Origin of the sequence: uncultured Phascolarctobacterium sp. (genome assembly GCF_937920985.1) — a bacterium.
In the GTDB taxonomy this organism is placed as follows: Bacteria; Bacillota; Negativicutes; order Acidaminococcales; family Acidaminococcaceae; genus Phascolarctobacterium_A.
Genome location: NZ_CALDXR010000029.1, coordinates 15,551 through 39,967 on the forward strand (window position 1 = coordinate 15,551; position 24,417 = coordinate 39,967).

General features: G+C 48.7%; 22 protein-coding genes. 19 read left to right on the forward strand and 3 right to left on the reverse strand.

Going from position 1 to position 24,417, the window contains the following annotated elements; genetic code table 11:
• The first annotated feature begins 122 nt into the window (after positions 1-122).
• The 14 genes from Q0612_RS04975 (at position 123) to Q0612_RS05040 (ending at position 15,462) form a co-directional block, all read left to right on the forward strand.
• Positions 123-1,073 (forward strand): ABC transporter substrate-binding protein, encoded by a 951-nt coding sequence (locus tag Q0612_RS04975; RefSeq protein WP_298881530.1) that lies wholly within the window; start codon positions 123-125, stop codon positions 1,071-1,073.
• On the forward strand, positions 1,073-2,071 hold the full coding sequence (locus Q0612_RS04980) for an iron ABC transporter permease (RefSeq protein WP_298881533.1): 999 nt from the start codon (positions 1,073-1,075) through the stop codon (positions 2,069-2,071). The genes Q0612_RS04975 and Q0612_RS04980 overlap by 1 nt, the downstream gene beginning before the upstream one ends.
• Positions 2,072-2,074: 3 nt before the next feature.
• Positions 2,075-2,878 carry an ABC transporter ATP-binding protein gene (locus Q0612_RS04985; RefSeq protein ID WP_298881536.1) on the forward strand — a complete coding sequence of 268 codons (804 nt, stop codon included), beginning with the start codon at positions 2,075-2,077 and terminating at the stop codon, positions 2,876-2,878.
• Between the two features lies 1 nt (position 2,879).
• On the forward strand, positions 2,880-3,737 hold the full coding sequence (locus tag Q0612_RS04990; RefSeq protein ID WP_298881541.1) for a ChaN family lipoprotein: 858 nt from the start codon (positions 2,880-2,882) through the stop codon (positions 3,735-3,737).
• Positions 3,738-3,833: 96 nt separating this feature from the next.
• A complete protein-coding gene (locus tag Q0612_RS04995; protein ID WP_298881544.1) occupies positions 3,834-5,843 on the forward strand; it encodes a TonB-dependent siderophore receptor in 2,010 nt (669 codons plus the stop codon).
• 115 nt (positions 5,844-5,958) lie between these two features.
• Entirely contained in the window at positions 5,959-6,579 is a 621-nt protein-coding gene (locus tag Q0612_RS05000) for a MotA/TolQ/ExbB proton channel family protein (RefSeq protein ID WP_298881547.1), read from the forward strand.
• A complete protein-coding gene (locus tag Q0612_RS05005) occupies positions 6,576-6,983 on the forward strand; it encodes a biopolymer transporter ExbD (RefSeq protein ID WP_298881550.1) in 408 nt (135 codons plus the stop codon). Before Q0612_RS05000 ends, Q0612_RS05005 begins: the two co-directional genes overlap by 4 nt.
• Before the next feature lie 2 nt (positions 6,984-6,985).
• Positions 6,986-7,762, forward strand: a complete 777-nt coding sequence (locus Q0612_RS05010; RefSeq protein WP_298881552.1) for an energy transducer TonB — start codon at positions 6,986-6,988, stop codon at positions 7,760-7,762.
• Positions 7,763-8,841: 1,079 nt separating this feature from the next.
• Positions 8,842-9,606, forward strand: a complete 765-nt coding sequence (locus Q0612_RS05015) for an AAA family ATPase (protein ID WP_021720260.1) — start codon at positions 8,842-8,844, stop codon at positions 9,604-9,606.
• Between the two features lie 10 nt (positions 9,607-9,616).
• Positions 9,617-11,128, forward strand: coding sequence for a nitrogenase component 1 (locus Q0612_RS05020; RefSeq protein WP_298881556.1), 1,512 nt, complete (start codon positions 9,617-9,619; stop codon positions 11,126-11,128).
• The gene (locus tag Q0612_RS05025) at positions 11,125-12,348 is read left to right on the forward strand and encodes a nitrogenase component 1 (RefSeq protein WP_298881557.1); all 1,224 of its coding nucleotides are present in this window, start codon (positions 11,125-11,127) and stop codon (positions 12,346-12,348) included. The genes Q0612_RS05020 and Q0612_RS05025 overlap by 4 nt, the downstream gene beginning before the upstream one ends.
• 127 nt (positions 12,349-12,475) lie before the next feature.
• The gene (locus Q0612_RS05030; RefSeq protein WP_298881560.1) at positions 12,476-13,051 is read left to right on the forward strand and encodes a DUF3793 family protein; all 576 of its coding nucleotides are present in this window, start codon (positions 12,476-12,478) and stop codon (positions 13,049-13,051) included.
• Between the two features lie 15 nt (positions 13,052-13,066).
• Positions 13,067-13,489 (forward strand): flavodoxin, encoded by a 423-nt coding sequence (locus Q0612_RS05035; RefSeq protein ID WP_293822344.1) that lies wholly within the window; start codon positions 13,067-13,069, stop codon positions 13,487-13,489.
• A gap of 266 nt (positions 13,490-13,755) precedes the next feature.
• Positions 13,756-15,462, forward strand: a complete 1,707-nt coding sequence (locus Q0612_RS05040; protein WP_298881565.1) for an ABC transporter ATP-binding protein — start codon at positions 13,756-13,758, stop codon at positions 15,460-15,462.
• A 151-nt stretch (positions 15,463-15,613) separates the two neighbouring features.
• On the opposite strand, the gene Q0612_RS05045 is transcribed toward Q0612_RS05040, so the two are convergent.
• The 3 genes from Q0612_RS05045 to Q0612_RS05055 all read right to left on the reverse strand — a co-directional run bounded on the left by Q0612_RS05045 (position 15,614) and on the right by Q0612_RS05055 (position 17,894).
• Positions 15,614-15,841, reverse strand: a complete 228-nt coding sequence (locus Q0612_RS05045) for a hypothetical protein (protein ID WP_298881568.1) — start codon at positions 15,839-15,841, stop codon at positions 15,614-15,616.
• Between the two features lie 85 nt (positions 15,842-15,926).
• Positions 15,927-16,760 carry an Rpn family recombination-promoting nuclease/putative transposase gene (locus tag Q0612_RS05050; RefSeq protein ID WP_298881571.1) on the reverse strand — a complete coding sequence of 278 codons (834 nt, stop codon included), beginning with the start codon at positions 16,758-16,760 and terminating at the stop codon, positions 15,927-15,929.
• Positions 16,761-17,081: 321 nt separating this feature from the next.
• On the reverse strand, positions 17,082-17,894 hold the full coding sequence (locus Q0612_RS05055; protein ID WP_298881574.1) for a MerR family DNA-binding transcriptional regulator: 813 nt from the start codon (positions 17,892-17,894) through the stop codon (positions 17,082-17,084).
• 144 nt (positions 17,895-18,038) lie between these two features.
• Between Q0612_RS05055 and Q0612_RS05060 the strand changes: the two genes are divergently transcribed.
• The 5 genes from Q0612_RS05060 (at position 18,039) to Q0612_RS05080 (ending at position 24,323) form a co-directional block, all read left to right on the forward strand.
• Positions 18,039-19,895, forward strand: coding sequence for a TonB-dependent siderophore receptor (locus Q0612_RS05060; protein WP_298881577.1), 1,857 nt, complete (start codon positions 18,039-18,041; stop codon positions 19,893-19,895).
• A gap of 22 nt (positions 19,896-19,917) precedes the next feature.
• Positions 19,918-20,838, forward strand: a complete 921-nt coding sequence (locus Q0612_RS05065) for an ABC transporter substrate-binding protein (RefSeq protein WP_298881580.1) — start codon at positions 19,918-19,920, stop codon at positions 20,836-20,838.
• A gap of 129 nt (positions 20,839-20,967) precedes the next feature.
• Positions 20,968-21,732: a nitrogenase iron protein NifH gene (locus tag Q0612_RS05070; protein ID WP_298881583.1), complete on the forward strand. Its 765-nt coding sequence runs from the start codon at positions 20,968-20,970 to the stop codon at positions 21,730-21,732.
• A gap of 9 nt (positions 21,733-21,741) precedes the next feature.
• Complete coding sequence (locus Q0612_RS05075) at positions 21,742-23,103, forward strand: nitrogenase component 1 (protein WP_298881586.1); 1,362 nt, start codon at positions 21,742-21,744, stop codon at positions 23,101-23,103.
• Positions 23,100-24,323, forward strand: coding sequence for a nitrogenase component 1 (locus tag Q0612_RS05080; protein ID WP_298881589.1), 1,224 nt, complete (start codon positions 23,100-23,102; stop codon positions 24,321-24,323). Before Q0612_RS05075 ends, Q0612_RS05080 begins: the two co-directional genes overlap by 4 nt.
• The last annotated feature ends 94 nt before the right edge of the window (positions 24,324-24,417 follow it).

Genomic DNA, 24,417 nt, shown 5'->3' on the forward strand with positions numbered 1-24,417 from the left:
AGCCTACGCTAATTTTAACTTGACAAATTCATCTCATTGTAAGATAATGTCATAGTAAAGTTAGACTGGGCTAATTTAATTTAATAGATAGCACTAGCTAATAACGTAAAAGGGAGTTGCGTATGAAAAAATATATCTTACTCGTATTTGTTGTAATCATAGCCCTGGCAGGCTATTTCCTTCTGGCAAGAGGCCAACACAAGCTGGCAGCCAACGCTGCCGTAACTGTAACCGACAGCACCGGCGCAACGGTGCACATCCCTGCTAAGCCGAAGCGTATCGTTTTCCTCAACGCTTCTAACTTGGAAATCTTCACCTCCATCGGTGGCAAGGCCGTCGGCAGACCTACCAGCACTTCATATCCCGATGACGTCAAGGAAAGCATTAAGGACATCCCCGAAGTAGGCATGATCCACGCGCCGAATCTGGAAAAAATCATGAGCCTGAAGCCTGATATGGTCGTAGGTACCAACGTACCCTTCCACGTAATGCTGCGCAAGCCCTTGGAAATGGCCGGCGTACCGCTTTACCTGAACATGATAAACTCTTATGAGGACGTGCTGAAAAGCATAGACGACTTCGGCCGCTTTGCCGGCAGAGAAAAGGAAGCTGCCGCCAAGCGCGCGCAGATAGAAAAGGAATATGCCGCGCTGACACAGGACGTGCAGAAGGGCAAGGGACCGAAGGTGCTGATCATCTTCGGCTCACCGGACAGCTTCAACATGTCCACCCAAAAGAGCTTCGGTGGTGACCTGGCAGAGCGTTTGGGTGCTGTAAACATTGCGGACGAGGCCGAAAACGTGAAGGACAGCAGCTACATTCCGCTGAGCATGGAATTCGTAGCCAAGGAAAATCCTGATGTGGTAATGCTCATTACCATGGGTGGCAGCAAGGAAATTTTAGAAAAGCTGCGCGCCAATATGCGTGACAACGCCATCTGGCATGACGTAAACGCCGTGAAGAATAACCGCGTGTACCAGCTGCCGCCGAGCCTGTTTACTGTTAACCCCGGAACGCATACCATCGACGCGATGAAGATTATGAAAGAATATATGTATGGAGAAGGTAAATAATGAGTAATGATGCAAAGACAAAGGAAAAATTGCGCATAGCAGTGTTCTTCGGCTTGTGCATCCTGCTCGTTGCAGGCGTTTTAGTGAGCATCGGCAGCGGTACGGTGAGCCTTTCCGTGGGCGAAACATGGGCGGCGCTGCTGGGCGAGGCCGATGCTGATACAGACCGCATTGTGAACCTTATCCGCCTGCCCCGCACGATTGTGACTGTGCTGGTGGGTGCCAATCTGGCGCTGGCAGGCTGTAACCTGCAGGGTGTGCTGCACAATCCGCTGGCAGACCCCGGTATCATTGGCGTGAGCGCGGGCGCAGGTCTTTTTGCGATGGTGATAATGCTGCTTTTCCCGGAACAATCTGCTATGGTGCCTGTAGCAGCCTTTGCTGGTGCAGTGCTTTCAACAGGTATTGTTTTCTTCCTGGCTTGGGAAAAGGGCATCAACCCCTTGCGCATGATTCTGGCAGGCGTGGCGGTTGCCACCTTTTTCGGCGGCGGTATGGCGGCGCTGAACGTGTTTTACAGCGACAGAATCCAGGGAACCGTGATGTGGATGGCTGGCGGCTTTCAGGGGCGCAGCTGGGGGCATGTGGAAATGCTTTTGCCTTATAGCGCGATTGGTATTATCGGCACGATTTTGTGTGCGCGTTCCCTAAATGCGTTGCAGTTAGGTGATGAGCTGGCCAAGAGCTTGGGCGTACGCGTCATGCGTATGCGCACGATTTTAATTTTTCTTTCCGCGCTGCTGGCGGCGGTTTCCGTAAGTGTGGCAGGCATGCTGGGCTTTGTGGGCCTCATCGTGCCGCACATCATGCGCCTGTTAATCGGCAGCGACCACGAATACCTGCTGCCCTGTGCGGCGATTGCCGGCGGTGCGGTGGTAACACTGGCTGATACGGCGGCAAGAACGCTTTTCAGTCCGCTGGAAATCCCCGTGGGCATCTTCATGTCCTTCATTGGCGGTCCGTTCTTCTTGTATCTGCTGAAACGGAGGATGCGTTAAGCTATGAATATCCCGACATTACATACACAAAAGATTACTTTGCGCTACGGCGAGCACACGATAATCAGGGACCTGACGCTGGATATAGCCAAGCCGGAGATTGTGACGATTATCGGGCCGAACGGCAGCGGCAAATCAACGCTGCTGAAGGCGTTATGTCGTTTGCTGGAGCCTGCGAGCGGTGCGGTTTATCTCGACAGCAAGGACATCAACAAAATGTCCACGGAAGAGGTTGCACGCACGCTGGCAGTGATGGCGCAAAGCGCGAACGCTCCCGGCGGAACGACGGTGGAGGAGCTGGTGTGCTACGGACGCATGCCGTACCGCAAGTTCTTCGACGGCCTCAATCAGGAGGACCGCCTGGCGATTGAAGAAGCACTGGAGTTTACTGAGCTGGGACCGCTGCGTACGCGCCTGGTGCATACACTGAGCGGGGGTGAACGTCAACGCGCGTGGCTGGCCATGGCGTTGGCGCAGAAGCCTAAGATTCTGCTGCTCGATGAGCCTACGACCTATCTTGACGTGCATCATCAGCTGGAGCTGATGGAGCTGGTTGTGCGCCTGCACAAAGAAATGGGCCTGACGGTTATCATGGTGCTGCATGACTTGAACCATGCGGCGCGCTACAGTGAGCGACTGATTGCGCTGAAAAAGGGCACCATCATGGCAGACGGGCCTACGGACGAGGTGTTTACGCAATCTGTTATTGAAGAGCTTTACGATGTGAAGGCTGTGATCATGCGTGTCGAGGCCAACGGGACGCAGTACCCCGTGTGCTTTCCGTATAGTGTAGAGGAGCATGATTAAGATGAATAAATTCATGAAAACAATCGCTCTTAGCATGGCAATGCTGTGCCTGGGCGCAGGTGCCGCAGGTGCGGCGCAGTTCAGCGATGCACAGAGCGGTAAAAATTTAACAGCAGCGCAGCTGGCAAGCAAGCTGCAAAAGTATGATGTAGTTTTCTTTGGTGAATATCATGACCAAAGTGAAATACACCAATATGAATTAGAGCTTTTGGAGGCAATGTATAAGGCAAAAGGCGCGAAACTGGCCTTATCCATGGAAATGTTTGAGGCAGATAATCAGGATAAGCTGAATAAATTTCTGGCAGGCGCTTTGAGCGAGGAGGATTTCCTGGCCACCGCCCGCCCCTGGCCTAACTACCGCACGGATTATGCTCCGCTGGTAAATTTTGCCAAAGAAAAGAAAATGCCCGTTATTGCCGCTAACGTACCGCGCTTTTTAGCAGCGCACGTAGCGAAAAACAACGCTTCGACGGAGGGCGTGGAGGCGCAGTATCAGCAATGGCTGCCCAAGCATACCTATGCTCCCGAGGGCGCGTATAAGGATAAATTCTATGCGCAGATGAGCTCCCCGGCAGCTCCGATGAAAATGCCGCCGCAGCGCCTGGCTGCCGTGTATGCGGCGCAATGCCTGAAGGATGACAAGATGGCCGAGAGTATTGCTGCGTTTGCCGACGCACATCAGAATATGCAGATTTTGCATATCAACGGCTGCTTCCATTCCGATGCTCATCTGGGAACAGCGCAAAAGCTGGAAGCTTTGCGCCCTGAGCTCAAGGTTGCCGTAATCACACCGCTGGAGCGCAAACAGAAGGGCGAAAAGCCTGCGGGTGATTTTGTCGTATGGTTCGACAGAAAATAAATTTTACCGATATTTTTTTATCCGTGAGTTAGCTACTGCTGACCTTGCGGGTGTAAAATATACCATAAAAAAACAAGTAGAAAAAAGAGGTGCATTATGAGAAATTTAAACAAAAAGAAGATAGCATTACTTACTGCCTGTGTTGTCAGTGCAGTCGGCCATATGGCCTTTGCCGCAGAGGCAAATAATTATGATGAATACAGCGGTGCGGATTATGTTGTGACTGCAACCAAGACACAGCTGGAGAAAAAAGAGGTTCCGCAAAGCGTTGAGGTTATTACCCAAGAGGATATCAAAAATACTGCTGCTTATAACGTGCGCGATGCCTTGCGTTTTGCAACTAACATTGATGTACAAGAGGTTGGCATGACCGGCAATGTAGTTATGGTTCGCGGTATGGAAAGCAAGCACACGTTGATTTTGGTTGACGGTCGTCGTATGGCTGCCGAAAACAGCGGTTCTACAATGAATGCCTATGAGCTGAGCCGTATCAATCTTGCAGATGTAGAACGCATTGAAGTTATACGTGGCAATGGTTCTGCTTTGTATGGCAGCGATGCTATGGGTGGTGTTATTAACATCATTACAAAGAAAGCCAACCAAGAGCATGCAAGTATCGGTGCTCATACCGGCACTAAAGAAATGGGTACAAACTTCTATTATTCTTCCGGACGTCAAGGCAAAGTAAGTGTAAAAGCCAGCGGCGGTATTGAAGATGTCCGTAAAGAGGTTAGCGGCTATTACAATAAAACCAAAGGTTATGATACCAGCAGCTCCAATATGTATGGACCTCGCCGTTTCTTAAATCTTGGTTTTGATTATGCCTTTGATGCTAACCGTGGTCTTGCTTTAGATTTGAATTTTATGCGTGAACAGTTCACCAGTAATAGCATTGAAGGCACTGACAAAGGTGTTTATAATTATGATAACAACCGTTCCGATTATGCTTTGACCTATTATGGCAAGGATAATAAAAACGATTATAATCTGCGTATGTATTACAATACATTAAAGAAAAGCAACGTAACAAACGAAAATAATGCTATTACCGATTTTGACCATACCTCGTATGATACTTTGGTGTTTGAAGGCAAAAACAGCATGAAGCTGAATGATAAAAACACTATGACTTATGGCGCTGAATGGACTACGACCAATATGCGTGGTACACGTTTCGGCGGTGGTGGTGATAACAAATATAGCGAAACCTTTGCAGGTATCACTAAAGCAGGTTCTGAAAAGGATGTAGATACTTATGCTGCTTATCTGCAGGATGAATGGAAAATTACTGATAAATGGCTGCTTATTCCTGCTGTGCGTTTTGACCATCACAATGCCTTCGGCAGTCATACATCTCCTAAAATTGGTACTACCTATAGCTTCAGCGATAATAGCCGCTTTAAGGTTAACTACGGCAAGAGCTTCCGCGCACCAACAGTATATGAATTGTACTCTACCATGGATAAACGCATGGGCATGATGAATGTTCAGGTATTAGGTAATCCTGATTTGAAACCTGAGAAAGCAACTAATTTCGACATCGGTTTGGAAGCAGAGCAAGGTAAATGGTCCGGCAAATTGGGTTATTATCATAATGAAATAGATAATCTTATTGATTCCGATATGTTCTATCAAGGCTATGTTCCCGGTGTCGGTATGGTTGTCAAGAGCAAATACTACAATGTAGGCGAAGCGGAAATCAGTGGTGCAGAAGCAGAGGTTGGTTACAATTTCAATGATAATTGGAATGTTAAGGCTACTTATAACTATTTGGATGCTAAGGATAAAACCACTAATGCTCGTCTGAATAACAGAGCAAGACAAAACGGTGTTGTCCAATTAAGCTACACCGATAATGCGGAATTGCCGTTTACCGCAACTCTGTGGTCTAAGTGGTATGTAGATTATCTGTACAAGGTTTCTAAAAATGTTAATACCTACACCTTCAACACGTTTAACTTTGTTGCAGACAAGCAAATTACTAAAAACCTGCATGTTTATGCCGGTGTAGACAATATCTTTGACAAGACCTTACCATATGATGAAAATCATAGCTATACTATCGACGGCCGCACCTGGCGTGTAGGCGCAGAGATGACCTTTTAATTAACTCAGAGTTTTGATTCCATAATATACAGCATACTGCTCCTTTCTGTACTTTGGGGAGCAGTATGCACCTCCTGTAAAAGTACGACAGCATTTGTAGATTTGTGAGGAAAATATGCAGGCAATAACAGATTTGATAATGTATTTTCATAAGGGCGGACTGGTGATGTGGCCGTTGCTCGCCTGTTCTATAACTGTGATAGCAATCGCCATTGAGCGGTTTATATATTATAAGAGCGTGGACAGCGGCGCTATCTTTGCCTCCCGCTATTGCGCTGCCGTGCGCAGCGGTGATTTTGCTGTGGCAACGGAGCTGGCGCGCAAGGGCAGCGGTCAGTGCGCGCAGATGCTTGCCGATGTGGCGGCAATTGCAGGCGGTAAGGAAGAAAAGAGCGCCTTCCTCGAGAGCCGTGCCGGTATTTTTATGGCGACGCTGCGCGATAAGCTGGATTACCTGGGCATTATCGTAACGATGTCTCCGCTTCTGGGACTGCTGGGCACTATCGTGGGTATGATCGGTGCCTTCAGCATTTTCAATGTAGAAGCGGGTGCGCCGATGGCGATTACCGGCGGCATCGGTGAAGCGCTGATTGCAACGGCGACGGGCTTGTGCGTGGCTATTCTTTCACTGTGCGCACATTCCTATTTCGCTCACCGTATGGACAACATGATTACGGATATGGAGCAGTGCTTCAGCGCGCTGCTGGAGGCTGAAACAAGGAGAGCAAGATCATGAAGCTGCGAGATGTGCGTAACAGAAAAACGCCGCCGCTGATGATTATCCCGATGATCGATATTATGTTTTTTCTGCTGGTCTTTTTTATGCTGAGCACAATGTATATGATTGACCTGAAAACGATTCCGGTGAAGCTGCCGCAGGCCAAAAATGCGGCGACGGATACTACGACAACCTTCGCCGTGACCATGAAGGCCGACGGCAGCATTTATCTGGGAGATGCCAAGACGGATGCGGAGGCTTTGGCGCTGCAGGTAGGGCTGGAGCAGAAGAAGAACAAAAACTTCGCCGTGGTTATCCGTGCGGAAAAGGCGCTGGAGTACGGCGAGGTGATTAAGCTGGTAGATAAGCTGAAGGGTGCAGGCGTAGCACGCTTCGGCCTGGCGACGGATGGCGGTAAGTAACGATGAAGCAGATAGAAAAGCTGCAGGCGAAGGCACGTCAGCGCTTTGGCTTTTGCGGTTCGCTGATAATACATTTTATATTGTTCGTCGCACTGGCGTTTTCGGGCGTTTTTGCTATGCAGCCGCCGGCAGCGGATGCTGACACCGTGGTGTTCTTTGATGCCGGAGGCGGAGGCGGCGGCGGTGGCGACGAAGCTGCCGAAATTACTGAGGCCGACGGCGAGGAGCAGGCAGAGGATATCGTGGAGGAAGAAACGATTACTCTGCCTGACGGCAAGATAGAGCATAAGCAGGTTGTGAAGCATGTAGTGAAGCATGTGCCTGCAGGTGCAAAAAAAGGCAGCGGCAGTGGCAGTGGCGGCGGTCACGGAACCGGCCATGGCACAGGCACCGGCAGCGGTATTGGTGCAGGCAGCGGAAGTGGAAGCGGTGGCGGTCACGGTGCGGGACACGGCAGCGGTATTGGCGACGGAGCAGGCCCCGGCATTGCACGCAATCCCAAGGTGCCACCGCGTGTAGCCTCAACTGCGGTCCCGGTTTATCCGCAGGCGCTGCGTGATGCAGGCATCGGCGGGCGCGTTGTGGTGCGTGGCGTTATAGGCATTGATGGGCGCGTAGAAAGCGCCGAAGTAGTGCGCTCCAGCGGCAACAGCACTCTGGATAACAACGCCCTCAGCGCCTTTTATAAATGGCGCTTCAGTGCTGCCAAAAACGACGCCGGCCAAAAAGTACGCTGCTACTTCGTACAAGGCTTTCCCTTTGTAATTGAATATAGATAAAAGGCTTGTACGCCAAAATTAGGCATAATGTTATAGCACGCAAGAGTAAGGGAAGCAGGCTATGCTTCGCATTGAACAAAAAGCACGTCATTCTTAGCTAGTACGTTTAGCACACCACTCTCGGCGCTGCGCAGACCGGAACGGACGACGGCCCCGAAAGAACACCGATGTCAAGCGAACTGCGCAAGCAACGGACAGGCACAGAAATTTTTCGCTGGAGCGTTGACGCATCCTTCGGAAGCACGTCATGCAAAAATCAGCGACGTGAAAAATTTTGCGAATCTAGTCGCCGGAATCCGGCGGAGCAGCCGTTAAGGGCGTTTTTTGGATACTTTTTGCCGCCCCGGACAAAAAGTATCATAGCACACAAGCGTAAGGGAAGCAGGCTATACTTCGCATTAAACAAAAAGCACGTCATTCTTAGCTAGTACGTTTAGCACACTAACCTTGGCGCTGCGCAGACCGGAACGGACGACGGGCTCGCTAGAACCACGATGTCAAGCGAACTGCGCAAGCAACGGACAGGCACAGGAATTTTTCGCTGGAGTGTTGACGCATCCTGCGGACGCACGTCATGCAAAAATCAGCGACGTGAAAAATTCTGCGAATCCAGTCGCCGGAATCCGGCGGAGCAGCCGTTAAGGGCGTTTTTTGGATACTTTTTGCCGCCCCGGGCAAAAAGTATCATAGCACACAAGCGTAAGGAAGCAGGCTATACTTCGCATTGAACAAAAAGCACGTCATTCTTAGCTAGTACGTTTAGCACACAACCCTTGGCGCTGCGCAGACCGGAACGGACGACGGGCTCGCCAGAACCACGATGTCAAGCGAACAGCGCTTGCAACGGACAGGCACAGAAATTTTTCGCTGGAGTGTTGACGAACCATTCGGAAGCACACCACGCAAAAATCAGCGACGTGAAAAATTCTGCGAATCTAGTCGCCGGAATCCGGCGGAGCAGCCGTTAAGGGCGTTTTTTGGATACTTTTTGCCGCCCCGGGCAAAAAGTATCATAGCACACAAGCGTAAGGGAAGCACACCAATTCATAAATAATAATAATACCCATAAGGAGAAAAACATGAGAAAAATAGCAATCTACGGTAAAGGCGGAATCGGAAAATCCACCACCACCTCCAATTTATCCGCAGCCCTCGCATTAAAAGGCTACAAAGTAATGCAAGTAGGCTGCGACCCCAAAAGCGACAGCACCAAAAACCTCATGGAAGGCAAACGCATCCCCACAGTATTAGAACAACTGAAAGCAAAAGGCGAAGCCTTGAAATTAGAGGACATTGTATTTGAAGGCTTCGGTGGCGTTCTGTGCGTAGAAGCCGGCGGCCCCACCCCCGGCATCGGCTGTGCAGGCCGCGGCATCATCTCCGCCTTCGAAAAGCTGGCCGAGCTGGAAGCATTTGAAACCTATAAGCCTGACATCGTCATCTACGACGTCTTAGGTGACGTAGTCTGCGGCGGCTTCGCCATGCCCATCCGCGGAGGCTACGCACGCGAGGTATTCATCGTATCCTCCGGCGAAATGATGGCCCTTTATGCGGCAAGCAACATCGCCCAGGCCATCAAAAACTTCGGGCGTCGCGGTTACGCACGCCTGAAGGGCATCATTCTCAACGCCAAAAACATTGAGAATGAACAGGAGCTGGTGGCCAAGGCTGCCGCAGAAATCGGCACCGAGGTTGTGCAGTACGTACCGCGCAGCGGCGACATCCAAATCGCCGAAAATCAGGGTGGTACCGTCAGCGAATTTGTCAAGGACTCTCCGATGGTACAGGTATACAACGAATTAGCCGAGCGTGTGCTGGCTATGAGCGAAGACGAAGAAGAATAGGAGGCAGTACATGGGCTTAAAGGAAGATGCAATGTGGAAGATGGCCGAAAAAATGGGCATGCCCAAAAGCGCCATCGAAGCCATCAAAGCTAAGCAGAAAAACGGCGACAAAAGCGCTATGTCCGACATGGGCAAGATGATGAGCATGATGCAGGCCATGAAGGGTGACAAGAAGGATGAAATGCGCAAAATGGCTGAGAAAATGGGTATGCCGCCGCAGGCTGCAGGCATGGACGGCAACGAAATCTTAGGCCGCCTGAACCGCCTGAGCAAGGTGCAGACGATCAAGGATGTGCCCCAGCTCACGACAGCGCTGTTCCCCGGCACCCACTGCCCGCTGATGGGCGCGGCGATGGTGGCAGGCGGTATCGACGATTGTCTGCTGGTAATCGTAGGCACGGACGAATGCAGCTATTACACCAAAAGCCTCACCATCAACGAGCGCTACGGCGGTATTGCGGGACGCTGCGTTTCCGTTGTGCTAGACAGCCATGACGTAACCTTCGGCAGCACCGAAAGCATGCACAAGGCCTTCAAAGAAATAGTGGCGGAATATCAGCCGCAATGCGTAATGCTCGTCACCACCTGCGTAATTGAGGTAATCGGCGATGATTACGATGCCATTGCCGCAGAGCTGACGAAGCAGTACAATATTCCAGTAATGGCGGTGCATACCGAGCACTTTAAGTGCGAGGATCACTTCCCCGGTCTGGAGCGCGCCATTACTGCCTGCGCCGCCATGATGCAAAAGCAGGACTGCGACGGCAGTGTCAACGTTCTGGGACAGCGCATGGGCAACTTTGCCGACACGGAGCTGCACGCATTTTTAGCGGCGGCAGGCGTCAAGCTGGGCGTGCAGTTGCCCAGCGGCTGTACTGCCGAGGAAATCCGCCGTGCTCCCGCAGCGAAGGTGAACATCGTCGTGCATGATATCGCACTGCCCTTGGCGCAGACTATGCAGGAGCAGTACGGCATTCCCTATGTTTACTTCAACCGTTTTGCCGCACCGGAAAAAATTCTGCAGGCCTATCAGCATCTGTTTAATTATCTGGAGCTGCCGCTGCCTGCGGAGATCGGCGCTAAGTTTGAGGAATGCAAGGAAATGGAGCAGAAGGTGCTGCCTGACGTAAAGGGTGTGCCCTATATCTACGGCAATACGCAGTATGACTGCTTCGAGCTCAACAGCTATCTGTGCAGCCTGGGCCTGGTGCCGCAGCTGATTCAGAGCAATAAGCTGAGCGAGGCTAATTTTGCGGATATCAAGAGCATTCTGGCGCAAACCGATCCGTATATCTGCAAGGCGGCGAATATCGCACCGCTGCAATATGTTTACGACGTACTGCATCCGTGGTTCTACATGGGCCATGAATTCGGTGAACGCCTGCGCCGTAAGGGCATCGCTCTGCTGCACAGCGACCCGGCAGGCAAAATGCTGGGCTTTGAATGCAACACCTTTATGCTGCATGCAGTAGCAAAGGCAGTCGCTGATGCCAAAATGTTCAGAGAGGAGGCCGGCCTGTGAGCTTAGTAAGATTTTTACCGACACCGTCGGACAGAATGGGAATTATCTGGAGCCTTTTGGCCGTACAGGGTGCTATCGTGCTGGAATACGGCCCCGCCGGAACCACACACTACAGCATGGGCTTATACGGAGGCCTGGGCCTGCGCTTTCAAAACCGCCTCTTCACCACGCATATGAGCGAGGATGATGTTGTCATGGGTGACGTAACACGTCTGGAGGAAGCAATTATCGAACTGGATAAAAGCTATGCGCCGAAGGTTATCTTCGTCGTAGCCTCATCCGTAACTGCCGTCATCGGCACCGACATCAAGGGCGTGTGCCGTTATATGCAAAACGAGGTCAAGGCTAAGCTTGTGGCCTTCGAGCAGGGCGGCTTCCGCGGTGATTACAGCGTCGGCCTGGCCGAAACCTACAAACTGCTCGTGCGCAACCTGCCACAGAAGGATGTAGCGCAGGAGGCGGGCGTGTACAACATCATCGGCGCCTCTGCGTGGCGCTACCGCATGGCAAGCGACATCTGGGAGGTAAAGAGCCTGCTTGGTGAAGCACTGGGCCTGCGCTGCAATGCCTGCCTTTGCTGCGACACCAGCGTAGACGAGCTGCAGGCTATGGGCAAGGCACAGGTAAATATTGTGCTGGGCAACGAAGGCCTCGCCGCTGCCAAATATCTTGAAGAAAAGTTCGGTACGCCATATGTTTATGCCGTTCCCTACGGCTACAGCGGCACCGTAAGCTTTTTGGAGCAGGTAGGCGCAGCAGTTGGTAAGGCTCCTGAGCCCGTGGTGCTGATGCGCATCAAAATGAAGGAAAAGGGCATGTCCATGCTCAGTATGTTTGCTATGATGGGCGGCAGTAAGCCAAGGCAGGCCGCTGTTAAGGGCGATTATGACCTGGTGCAGGGTGTGGGTGCTTTTCTGGAACAGGCAGGCATCAGCGTGACGCACAAAATGTGCGCGCACAGCCTGAAGGCCATTACCGAACCTGCGGCAGATGTAGAAGCCTACGCCGAGGAGGGCGAATGGCTGCAGGAAATCCGTGAGCTGCGCGACACGTTGCTTTTCGCGGACGATGTGGCGCTCACGCAGGCAGATGCAAGCAACATGAAGGTGCTCATCAGCGCACCGTTTATGAACGGTGTGGTGGCAACGCACCTGCCGTTTATGGGCGAAAAAGGTGCAGACTTCCTGCTGGAGCAAATCCAGGGCTATTATCAGCAATAAGCATACTGCGTCAAGAAAAATTCAATGCCTTTTCATAAAAACTTCTCGCGTTACCTATTGCTAACTATCATAAAGCGTGTTACAATAATCATGGAGTTAGCAATATCTAACCGAAAGGAGAAGGCTCATGAAGCTGTTTGGATTTACATCATTCGACGAGCTGTTGGCGTATAACTGCGCACCTGTATTGGCAGGCATAAAACCAGCGAATCTGCTTTCGCTGATGCCTGACGATGGTGAAGAAATAGACGTGCTGCTTGTGCAGTACAACGCTCAGTTCGCTGAGCGGGGAATAGTCTTCCGCCGTCTGTGCGCGTGTACTAAGCGTGTGCTCGTTTTGGTCTATAATGAGGAGCAACTGGCGCAGGCACTGAGTAATCCCGGCTATCAGGCGTATCTTATTGCAGCAGGCTATGAAGCCGGAGCTTCTGCAGAAGCTTACCTGCATAGGCTTGAGCAGCGGCTGAATACGCAGAAGACCTTTCCACATGAAATCGGTGTCTTCCTCGGCTATCCGCTCGAGGATATTTTGGGCTTTGTGCTCAACAAGGGAACGGACTGCAAGTACAGCGGCTATTGGAAAGTTTATGGCGATGTGCCCAAGGCACGCAGCATCTTTGCGGCCTATGAGCATTTTCGTGATATTATATTGCAAAAGCTGGCGGCAGGCATGTCGCTCAAGGTAGCTGTGGCTACATTATAAGGAGGCAATTGAACTATGAAACAAATTCCTGTAATTTTTTGGACCGGTACCGGTAACACACAAATGATGGCTGACGCTGTTGCGGAAGCAATTAATGCTGCAGGTGCGGAGGCTGTTGAAAAAAATGTCAGCGAAATCACTGCTGACGAGGCTGCAGGCTATGACGCTCTGGCACTGGGCTGCCCGGCAATGGGTGCAGAGGTGCTGGAGGAATGCGAATTCGAGCCGTTCTTCACCGAGCTTGAAGGCAAGCTGGCAGGCAAAAAGGTAGCGCTGTTCGGCTCCTATGGCTGGGGCGGAAGCTATATGCAGGATTGGGAAGCACGCGTTAAGGACGCGGGCGCAACGCTTGTAGCAGACGGCGTACTGGCGCTGGGTGCTCCCGATGACGAAGCAGTAGCCAAGCTGGCGGAAGCAGGCAAACTGCTTGCCGAATAAGGCTAAAATAATATGAAAAACTGCCTTCCAATTTTAGGAAAGGCAGTTTTTTAGTGAAGCGTTTGCATTATAGCAGTTGGCAAATGACTCGCTTTGTGATATTATTTAAGAACACATCCTATTGACTTTATACCTGCTATATAGTGTAGACTGTATCATCATAAAAGAAAGCTTATCATGCTACGGCAGCGTTTTACGCCAGGCGCATCGGCAAAAGCTGTTGTGCGCACTTTAGAATATATATGAATAGAGGATAGGAAAGCTTTATGTTCAAAACATTTCTCAGCTATTATAAACCATATAAGGGCATTTTGCTCTTTCTTGTGATAGGCTCGCTGCTGCGCGCACTGCTCGAGCTGTTCTTTCCCTATGTAGTGAAGCTGATGCTGGAACAGCAGCTGCCGCTTAAGAATCTGCCGCTGCTCCTTGAATGGTCGGCGGCACTGCTGGCCATGTATCTGGTAAACTTCGGCATGCATTTCGGCATCATCTATTGGGCGCAGTCCATGAGCTATTCCATGGAACGCGACATGCGCCGCGATTTGTTCAGCCATCTGCAAAAGCTGTCCTTCGGCTTTTACGATAAAAACAAAAGCGGCCAGCTGCTTTCGCGCCTCACAAGCGATTTGAGCGAAATTAACGGCTTCGCAGGCAATGCTCCGATTGATCTTATCGTCTGCGGGCTGACGATGCTTGGCACGATGGTTATTCTGATTTACATGAATCCTATGCTGGGCAGCCTTATCGCCTTCCTGCTTCTGGTGAAGGCAGTGCATACCGTTTTCGTCAACTTGCGCATGAAAAAGGCCTTCTTTGCCAATCGTGTGGCAATGGGCGAGGTAACGGGCAAGGCTGCGGAAAGCATTAACGGCGTGCGTCTGATCAAAGCCTTTGCCGGCGAGCGCAGCGATATGGCGCAGTTTATGGAAAAGGCGGATGCCTATCTGAAAGTATGCAAAAAATCCTTCAAAATAACATCTTATTTCGTCGGCAGTATGATTTTCTTCAGCAACTTTATCAATGTGGCGATATTAGTAGTGGGCGGCCTGCTGATAAATCAGGGGCTGATGAGCTTCGGCGAGCTGGTGGCCTTCTTCCTCTACGTGGGCCTGTTTATGAAACCGCTGATGCAACTTCTGGGCTTCATTCAGGTATATCAGCGCGGTATGGCAGGCTTCAAGCGTTTTTATGAGCTGTTGCAGGAAAAGCCCGAGATTATTGATGCACCGGATGCTAAAATTTGTCCGCCCTGTAAAGGGAACATCACCTTTGATAACGTCAGCTTTGCCTATGCGGACGGCAGACCAGTTATCCGCAATCTTTCGCTGAGCGTGGCAGCAGGTGAAACCGTGGCCTTTGTGGGTGCTACGGGAGCAGGCAAAACAACTATCGCCAGCCTTTTGCTGCGCTTTTACGAGCCGCAGAGCGGCAGAATTCTGCTGGACGGCTGCGATATCCGTGAATTTACGCAGGAATCGCTGCGCAGGCAAATCGGCCTGGTGCAGCAGGATGTCTTTCTCTTCGGCGACAGCGTGCGCTACAACATAGCCTACGCCAAACCGGACGCAACAGCGGACGAGGTGCAGGCGGCAGCGAAGGCTGCGGCGGCGGATGAGTTCATTCAAAAGCTGCCTGCGGGCTACGATACCGAGGTGGGTGAGCGCGGCGTGAAGCTGAGCGGCGGCCAGAAGCAGCGCTTGGCGATTGCGCGTGTCTTCCTCAAAAATCCTCCGGTAGTAGTGCTGGATGAGGCTACAAGTGCACTCGACAATATTACGGAGCAGCAGATACAAAAGGAGCTCGACGAGCTGGCGGTAGGACGCACTACGCTGATTATTGCGCATCGTCTTTCCACCATCCGTCATGCGGACAAGATTGTGGTGCTTGACGAAGGCGCTGTTGCGGAATGCGGTAGCCATGAGGAGTTGCTGGCGCGCAAGGGACGTTATTATGATTTGTATCAGAAGGAGTAAGGAAGAAGCTTGCGGATGCAGGCGTACTGCAGAAGATAATAAAATAAAAATAGCGCACGCTCTTAAAGCATGCACTGAGAATACAGAAAACCCATGTCTTGCCGATTTCGGCGGGACATGGGTTTTAGTGCTTTGTGTTTAATTTTTCGTATTAGGCTTGCTCAGCTTGCAACGCCTCAACTTGCTCAATCGGGAGAGAAGTAGCCTTGGCGATATCCTTCACAGAAAGGCCCATGCTGAAAAGACGTTTAGCAGTAGCGAGTTTCTCTTTAGCTTCGCCTTCAACAAGGCCTACGTCTTTGCCTTCAGCGAAGCCGATGTCTTTGCCTTCAGCAATGCCTTCACGCCTCTCATCTAATAAACGTGCTTCCATAAGCATAAATTCCCGCCTCACTTTCGTATCTAATTTGAGATAGCTGATTTCATCGTCAATCTGTTTAGTAAATTCAGTAGTTACAATGTGGTTAAGACTCTTCCTTTAGCTTCTCCACATCAGCGAGAGATAAACCGGAAAGTTCCGTGATTTCCTGCAGAGAATAGCAACCTTTAGCCAGCATGAGCTTAGCGACTTTAAGTTTATGTTCAGCTTCGCCCTTAGCAAGACCGATAGCTTCGCCTTCACGCCTCTCATCTAATAAACGTGCTTCCATAAGCATAAATTCCCGCCTCACTTTCGTATCTAATTTAAGATAGCTGATTTCATCGTCAATCTGCTTGGTGAAATCAGTAGTTACAATGTGGTTGTTTACATAATCATAAAAGCTCTTGATGTCCTTGGAGATATCGCCATGCGTACCTTTGGTGTTTAAAATCATGGTTGTCGCTTCATCGGGAAGCTCCAACTCCCGATTTTCCAGACAACATTTTTTAAAGGTATAGACATAATTACCCTGTTCAAAGAAATCAAAAACGCAGATAAAAATGATAAATGTCGGTGGCAGCAGGTCATAAGGCTGTCCCTTTTGCAGCAAATCAATATCAAGCAGCGCCTGATAATAGCGTGAGCGCTTGGGCAGGACGTAGGTATCCGTATCGGGATTTTTATTATTTTTCACCTGCATCTCCAGATTATAATGCGTGTTTTTATCGTCCGCTACGATGATATCAAGACGGATGCCATGGCTTGTGTAGTTAGGATCAATAGTTTTTTCTGCCTCAATGTAGTTGATGTCTGCAATCTCAATTTGCAGCAGCTCCTCCAGCAGATGCTTGCAGATGCGCTTGCGCGACATAACCTTCTTGAAGATGAAGTCACTTTGAATCGTCAGGTTTGCAAATTTTGTTAGCAGGTCTTGCATGGTTTCTCTCCTTTCATTTTAACACAGATGTTATAAAAAATACATAAGCAGTGCCAAAACAAAAAAGAGCAGCACCCTGACGATTAAAAATCGTCAGTTTGTACTACTCTTAGAATGTACCAGATAAATGGCCTTGCTTAAGCTTCTGCAGACAAAGTACATCTGCAGGATATACTGCTTATTTAATTGTCCGCAGGTAAATGAGCCGGATGCATAAGCTTACTTGCGGTTTTGAAGAACTTAATTTAAGTTTACTTGAAATATGGGGGAATGTCAAGGGAGTGAATTTCTTCTGCGAACATTATACTTACTATAATCCGCTTATAATACGGGTACTTCTATTTTAGAAATGAAGTTGTCATGCGAATCGGTTGACCAGTAATTTCTTAATGTTTTGATATAAATAATGTTATTTGTTTTTAAATTCAGTGCTTTGCAAAAATTATTTAAAAACGGTTTGGCAGTATTAACTGCGTCGGCAAAATTGGTATTAACGCAGATTTGCAGATACAGACCGTAAGGCTTGACGTAATTGTGATTGCTTTTGTTAGTTTTGCAGAATACCTTATAGGATTCCGGAGAAAAATCAGTAATTTTTTCATTAAAAATAAATCCGCTGAGGTTGTATTCTTTGAGTCCGTTTTTATCGACTGCTGAATTCAGCAGGGTAGCAGCAGCTAAAAACCGTTCCTTTTGTGGTAACGAAAGCAGGATTTTCTCGCTTACCAAAAAATACTCCTCTTCTCTGTAGGACAAGGTTATTTCGTTCAGCTTGCAATCGTTGTAGATATTTATGGTATTTATTTTAGATTTTATGTTGTCGCATAGTTTTGTAGTAAGTTCTATTTGCTTTGTCAATTTATGTAATTGCTTATTGAGCAGAGAAAGCGTATCGTCAGGGGTGCGATGGTCCAGAAAATTTTTTATATCATTAAGGTGAAAGCCCATTATTTTCAAATCCAGAATTATTCCCAAGATGAAAAACTGCTTTAGCGAATACATGCGATAACCGTTCGAATCTACATAATCAGGTTTAAACAAATCCTTTTTGTCATAGAAAATCAGCGTCTGCTTGGATATGTTATATAATTGCGCCAAGTCGCTGGCATAAAAGAAATTGCCCTTATCTATCATTTAAAAATCTCTCCTATTGACATTATAGTTACTATATGGAGTATACTGTATCATCATAACATAAACAACATAATAATGCTAGAGTATAAGCATTAGGTGAGTGTATGAGTTTGTGATGAAGTTGTTAGGAGGTATTGTATTTTTATGTTGAAAATGAACCGAAAAAAAGTTGCCGCTTTATTCATGATTTTGGGAATTTTGCCTCAAAGCGTAAGTTTTGCAGCAGAAAAGCTGGATCAATATAATTTAGATGAAATTGTTGTAACAGCTTCTCAGGAGAAAATTAAGCAGGAGCTGAATACTCCCGCTACTACCGAAATTTTCACTGCGGAAGATATTAAAAACTACAACGGCAGCAACGTACAGGAAGTATTGGAATATGCAGCGGGCGCAATTGCCGCTCAGCCTACCGGTGTTGGCTCTACATTTGGTATGAGAGGTCTGACCGGCGCAAGCCGTAATCCGACTATCCTGGTTGACGGTGTTCCTTTAAATATGCAGGGCTTTGGTAACCTGGACGCTATTCCTGTTAATGCTGTGGAAAGAATCGAGATTATCCGCGGTACCGGCGCAGTTCTTTACGGCACCGATACCCTGACCGGTGTTATCAATATCATTACCAAGCAGTCCCAACAAATTTCTGCAAGTGCAGGCTACGGCAGCAGAGGCAAGCGCCTGGCTACCTTGAATGTAAGCGACAGCAAATTCGGTATGGCATATACTCATGACAGAATTGCGGAACGCAACTGGTACACTGCGAAGAAAACATCTCAAGGCAAGTGGATGGAGAAAAACAGTGTTATGTTAAAGTACAAACCTAATGATAATTTATCTATGAGATATATGCTGACTGATAATCAGAATGATTACGATAAGTTTAAAGCTTTAAAGAAGACCGGCTCCAATGAAACCAATATCGTATTCCATGACCTTAATGTAGCATATAATAATAAAGGCCTTGATGTTACCGTATTCGGCCAAAAGCGCAGATACAAAAATGATGCCTATAACGCAGCTTATGAGCTGATGCCCAAGAGTTCCCTGCGCAGAACAAGCTGGAACTATGGCGTAGACGCTAAATATAATTTTGATATTGGTAAGTTTAACATTACTACCGGTGCGGAAATGGCTTTGGAAGCAGATTCTCATGGAAACGTTAAAGGTACCTCCTTCGGTCTGGACATGATTAAACGTCACAGAAAGGCTGTATATATCCAGGCTGTTGACAACATGACCGACAAAACAACCTTATCGTTCGGCGGCCGTGAAGTAATGTATGACGATATGAAAAATGAATTCCTGCCGTCCTTACAATTACTGCACAAGCTGAACAATAAGGATACCGTATTCTTGAACGTCAACAAATCCTTCCGTATGCCTACCATTGGCGACCAATACTCCGACAGCGATTCTATGATTTTCAATGATAACCTTGGTCCCGAAACCGGCTGGAACTATGAAATCGGCTGGAAGAAGCTTTTGTCTCCCCGCGAATTCTTAAAGGTTTCTTTGTATCATCTGGATATCAGCAACAGAATCTTTACCCAGAAAATTGACGATGACCACAGCATGGTTGTCAATGCCAACAAGTTTAAAAACACCGGCTTAGAGGTTTCCTATGAAGGCGTTTTGAGCGATCATTGGAGCTTCAAGACCTCTGTTGCATATTCTGATCCTAAGCAGATTGATAAACCGGGTGCTGATTTCAGAAACTGCGATGATAAATTGCTGATTAACAGCGTTCTTGGCTATAAAAACGGTAAGTTAGCCACCAACCTGTTGCACCAATATGCTGCTATGCGTTATCTGTCATATGCACCGTATTCCGGCAATGGCATCAAGCAATATCTGAGCTTTAATGCTACATATCAGTTTGACAAAGAAAACAGCGTGAAGTTTGCAGTCAATAACATTCTGAACAGAACCGAAGAGATGGCTGCTTCCAGAGGCTGCCTGTTGCCGTACCGTGACTGGTTCATTACTTATGAAAGAACATTTTAATTAAATGCTTTGAAGGTGAATAATGAAAAAGCTTTTTCTGGTAATAATGGCATTAGCCTTGTTATTAGTCACCGGTTGCGCCAAGGATTCCTTGTCCTCGCAGGAGCAGGGCGGCGGTTATACCGTTGTTGATGCCAGAGGCAAGAAGATAACCTTTGCATCAGCACCTAAAAGAATAGTTTGCTTAAATTACAGCGCTACAGATATTTTAACGGACCTTATACCGACAGACCGGATAATTGCTACAGATATGTGGGCAAGGGAAGAGGATTTGTCAAACTGCTACGAAAAGCTGAAGGGTATACCTGTATGCGAAAATAATCCCGAGCAGATTATGAAATTTAAACCGGATATTGTTATTCTGACTGACGGCAGAGCCAACGAGCTGGCGGACACTCTTGACAGTGTCGGCATCAAGACATGTGTCTTGCGTCAGCCCAAGACTATACAGGAAATTCCTGATTACATTAAAATTGTGGGCGAGGTAGCAGATAATAAGGCTGCTGCCAACAGCCTGGCAGAAAAGGTTGCCGCATATCTTAAGGCTTCTACCGAAGGACAGAAGATTGGAAGTGTTCTGCTGATTCATCCTAACGGCGGTATCGGCCAAAAGGGCTCAATGCCTGCTAGCATCTGCGAAGCATGTAATATTGAAAATCTGGCTGCAAAATACGATTTCCCGCAGTCATCTTATCTCAGCAAGGAACAGATTATTGCTATGAATCCCCAAAGACTGATTGTATTGGACTGGTCTTTTGGCGGACAGCACAAAAATGCCGAGATACGCAAGGAAGAAATTTTGAATGATCCCAGCTATCAGACTGTTTCTGCCGTGCAAAACGGGAAGGTTGTTATTGTGCCGATGAAATATATGCATTGCTCCAGTCAGTATGTGATGAAGAATCTGGAAGAATTAAAACGTATTATGCGCACTACCCTATAATATAAAAACAAGCAGTGAACTACGAAAAATAGTTCCTGCTTGTTTTTTAGAATATGTAAATATATGGTATGGGGAAAGTTTATGTTCAAAACATTTCCCAACTATTACAAAACATAAAAGGAGAAGGTTATGAGAAAAATTGCAATTTACGGTAAGGGCGGTATCGGCAAATCCACCACCACCTCCAATTTATCGGCAGCACTGGCCTTAAAGGGCTACAAGGTTATGCAGGTTGGCTGTGACCCCAAAAGTGACAGCACGAAAAATCTTATGGAAGGCAAACGTATTCCTACGGTGCTGGAGCAGTTAAAAGAAAAGGGCGAAGCATTAAAGCTTGAGGACATCGTCTTTGAAGGCTTCGGCGGTGTCCTGTGCGTAGAAGCCGGCGGCCCCACCCCTGGCATCGGCTGCGCAGGCCGCGGCATCATCTCCGCCTTCGAAAAATTGGCCGAGCTGGAAGCCTTTGAAACCTATAAGCCTGACATCGTAATCTACGACGTCTTAGGCGATGTAGTATGCGGCGGCTTTGCCATGCCCATCCGCGGAGGCTACGCACGTGAGGTATTCATCGTTTCCTCCGGCGAAATGATGGCCCTCTATGCGGCAAGCAACATCGCCCGGGCAATCAAAAACTTCGGCCGTCGCGGTTATGCACGTTTAAAGGGCATCATTCTCAACGCCAAAAATATTGAAAATGAGCAAGAGCTTGTGGCCAAGGCTGCCGCAGAAATCGGTACCGAGGTTGTGCAGTACGTTCCGCGCAGCGGCGATATTCAGATTGCCGAAAATCAGGGCGGTACTGTCAGTGAATTTGTTAAGGATTCTCCGATGGTACAGGTATATAATGAGCTAGCCGAGCGTGTTTTGGATCTCAGCGAGGATGAAGAGGAATAGGAGAAAAAGATGGATTTGCAAGAAAAGGCAAGGCGCAAGCTGCAGGAAAAACTGAGCGGGCCACCACAGGCTGTAGGCATTGATGGTAACGAGCTTTTAGAACGCCTGAACCGGTTGAGCAAAGTACAGACGATTAAGGACATTCCCCAACTGACGACGGCACTCTTCCCAGGCACCCACTGTCCGCTGATGGGTGCAGCTATGATTGCCGGCGGCATCAAGGATTGCCTGCTGGTTATCGTGGGTACGGACGAATGCAGCTATTATACCAAAAGCCTGACTCTCAGCGACCGCTACGGCGGTATTAACGGGCGCTGTGTTTCGGTAGTGCTCGACAGTAATGATGTGACCTTCGGCAGTGCCGAAAGTATGCATAAGGCGTTTAAAGAGATTGTGTCGGAATATCAGCCTAAATGCGTAATGCTTGTGACTACCTGCGTTATTGAGGTTATCGGTGATGATTATGACGTGATTGCCGAGGAGCTGACAAAGCAGTATAGCATTCCGGTAATGGCGGTGCATACCGAGCACTTTAAGTGCGAGGATCATTTTCCCGGCTTTGAGCGCGCCATTACTGCCTGCCAAAGCATTATGCAGTCGCAGAAATGTGATGGCAGTGTGAATGTTTTGGGACAGCGCTTTGGTGATTTTGCGGATACGGAGCTCTATGCACTGCTGACAAAGTCCGGTGTGAAAATCGGTGTACAGCTGCCCAGCGGCTGCACAAGTGACGACATCTGTCACGCTCCGGCGGCAAAGGTCAATATTGTTGTCAATGATATTGCGCTGCCGTTGGCGCAGACTATGCGGGAGCAGTACGGCATTCCATATGTTTACTTCAACTGTTTTGCCGCACCGGAAAAGATTTTACAGGCCTATCAGCATCTGTTTGCGTATCTTGAGCTGCCGTTGCCTGCGGAGGTCGGTGCGAAATTTGACGAATGCAAGGCGTTGGAGCAGGAGATTTTGCCTGTTGTGCAGGGAGTGCCGTATATTTTTGGCAATACGCAGTATGACTGTTTTGAGCTCAACAGCTATCTGTGCAGGTTGGGAATGGTCCCGCAGCTGATTCAGAGCAATAAGCTGCGGGAGGAGGATTTTGCGGATCTCGAAAGCATTTTGGCAGCTACTGATCCGTATGTCTGCAAGGCGGCGAATATCGCACCGCTGCAATATGTTTATGATGTACTGCATCCGTGGATTTACATAGGACATGAGTTTGGCGAACGTTTGCGACGCAAGGGTATTGCACAGCTGCACAGTGATCCGGCAGGCAAAATGCTGGGCTTTGAATGCAACACCTTCCTGCTGAAAATCCTGCAGCAGGCTGTGGCTGATGCGAAAAAATTCAGAAAGGAGGCAGGTCTGTGAGCTTAGTAAGATTTTTACCGACTCCGTCAGACAGAATGGGAATTATTTGGAGCCTTCTGGCAGTACAGGGAGCAATTGTGCTGGAGTACGGCCCTGCAGGCACCACGCATTACAGCATGGGCTTATACGGAGGCCTGGGCCTGCGCTTTCAAAACCGCTTCTTCACCACGCATATGAGCGAGGACGATGTTGTCATGGGCGACGTAACACGTCTGGAGGATGCGCTTGTCGAACTGGATAAAAATTATGCGCCGAAGGTTATTTTTGTCGTTGCATCTTCCGTAACTGCCGTTATCGGCACCGATATCAAGGGTGTGTGCCGTTATATGCAAAATGAGGTCAAGGCTAAGCTCGTAGCCTTTGAGCAGGGCGGCTTCCGCGGCGATTACAGCATTGGTTTGGCTGAAACGTATAAGCTGCTGGTGCGTAATCTGCCGCAAAAGGGCGTTGCGCAGGAAAAAGGCATTTACAATATAATCGGTGCTTCTTTGTGGCGTTACCGTATGGAAAGCGATATATGGGAGATAAAGAGTTTGCTGAGCGAAGCGCTGGAGCTGAGCTGTAACGCCTGTCTTTGCTGCGACACGAGCGTGGAGGAGTTGGAGGATATGGGCCTGGCACAGGTGAATATTGTGCTGGGCAACGAAGGCCTTGCTGCTGCCAAATATCTGCAGGAAAAATTTGGCACGCCTTATATTTACACTGTTCCCTACGGTTACAGCGGCACGCTGAGCTTTTTGGCGCAGGTTGGAGAAGCGGTAGGCAGGGAGCCGGATTCTATGGTATTGCTACGTCTGCAAACAAAGGAAAAGAGCCTTTCCAGACTCAGTCTTTTCACTATGATGGGCAACAACAAGCCAAGGAAGGCTGTAGTTAAGGGCGATTATGATTTGGTACAGGGCGTGAGTGCCTTTCTGGAGCAGGGCGGCATCACTGTACTGCACAAAATGTGTGCGCACAGCCTAAAGGCTATTGCTGAGCCGGCAGCAGACATAGAAGCATACGCTGAGGAGAGCGATTGGCTGCAGATAATTCGTGGGCTGCAGGATACGCTTATTTTGGCGGATGATGTGGCACTGCTGCAGGCGGATGCCGGTAATACGAAGGTGCTCATCAGCGCACCGTTTATGAATAGCGCTGTGGCAACGCATTTGCCGTTTATGGGCGAAAGGGGAGCGGATTACCTGTTTGAGCGGATGCAGGCGTATTGCAGAAGATAAAAAAATAGCGCACGCTATTAAAGCATGCATTGAGAATAAAGAAAACCCATGTCCTGCCGATTTCGGCGTGACATGGGTTTTAGTAATTTCTTAT

What these genes read in the sequence shown, in the direction of transcription:
- Q0612_RS04995 (WP_298881544.1), top strand. Translation starts at nt 3,834, where the DNA reads ATGAGAAATTTAAACAAAAAGAAGATAGCATTACTTACTGCCTGTGTT.
- Q0612_RS05050 (WP_298881571.1), bottom strand. Translation starts at nt 16,760, where the DNA reads ATGCAAGACCTGCTAACAAAATTTGCAAACCTGACGATTCAAAGTGAC.
- Q0612_RS05055 (WP_298881574.1), bottom strand. Translation starts at nt 17,894, where the DNA reads ATGATAGATAAGGGCAATTTCTTTTATGCCAGCGACTTGGCGCAATTA.
- Q0612_RS05075 (WP_298881586.1), top strand. Translation starts at nt 21,742, where the DNA reads ATGGATTTGCAAGAAAAGGCAAGGCGCAAGCTGCAGGAAAAACTGAGC.
- Q0612_RS04990 (WP_298881541.1), top strand. Translation starts at nt 2,880, where the DNA reads ATGAATAAATTCATGAAAACAATCGCTCTTAGCATGGCAATGCTGTGC.
- Q0612_RS05035 (WP_293822344.1), top strand. Translation starts at nt 13,067, where the DNA reads ATGAAACAAATTCCTGTAATTTTTTGGACCGGTACCGGTAACACACAA.
- Q0612_RS05040 (WP_298881565.1), top strand. Translation starts at nt 13,756, where the DNA reads ATGTTCAAAACATTTCTCAGCTATTATAAACCATATAAGGGCATTTTG.
- Q0612_RS05015 (WP_021720260.1), top strand. Translation starts at nt 8,842, where the DNA reads ATGAGAAAAATAGCAATCTACGGTAAAGGCGGAATCGGAAAATCCACC.
- Q0612_RS04980 (WP_298881533.1), top strand. Translation starts at nt 1,073, where the DNA reads ATGAGTAATGATGCAAAGACAAAGGAAAAATTGCGCATAGCAGTGTTC.
- Q0612_RS05010 (WP_298881552.1), top strand. Translation starts at nt 6,986, where the DNA reads ATGAAGCAGATAGAAAAGCTGCAGGCGAAGGCACGTCAGCGCTTTGGC.
- Q0612_RS04975 (WP_298881530.1), top strand. Translation starts at nt 123, where the DNA reads ATGAAAAAATATATCTTACTCGTATTTGTTGTAATCATAGCCCTGGCA.
- Q0612_RS05070 (WP_298881583.1), top strand. Translation starts at nt 20,968, where the DNA reads ATGAGAAAAATTGCAATTTACGGTAAGGGCGGTATCGGCAAATCCACC.
- Q0612_RS05000 (WP_298881547.1), top strand. Translation starts at nt 5,959, where the DNA reads ATGCAGGCAATAACAGATTTGATAATGTATTTTCATAAGGGCGGACTG.
- Q0612_RS05065 (WP_298881580.1), top strand. Translation starts at nt 19,918, where the DNA reads ATGAAAAAGCTTTTTCTGGTAATAATGGCATTAGCCTTGTTATTAGTC.
- Q0612_RS05045 (WP_298881568.1), bottom strand. Translation starts at nt 15,841, where the DNA reads ATGCTTATGGAAGCACGTTTATTAGATGAGAGGCGTGAAGGCATTGCT.
- Q0612_RS04985 (WP_298881536.1), top strand. Translation starts at nt 2,075, where the DNA reads ATGAATATCCCGACATTACATACACAAAAGATTACTTTGCGCTACGGC.
- Q0612_RS05005 (WP_298881550.1), top strand. Translation starts at nt 6,576, where the DNA reads ATGAAGCTGCGAGATGTGCGTAACAGAAAAACGCCGCCGCTGATGATT.
- Q0612_RS05030 (WP_298881560.1), top strand. Translation starts at nt 12,476, where the DNA reads ATGAAGCTGTTTGGATTTACATCATTCGACGAGCTGTTGGCGTATAAC.
- Q0612_RS05020 (WP_298881556.1), top strand. Translation starts at nt 9,617, where the DNA reads ATGGGCTTAAAGGAAGATGCAATGTGGAAGATGGCCGAAAAAATGGGC.
- Q0612_RS05060 (WP_298881577.1), top strand. Translation starts at nt 18,039, where the DNA reads ATGTTGAAAATGAACCGAAAAAAAGTTGCCGCTTTATTCATGATTTTG.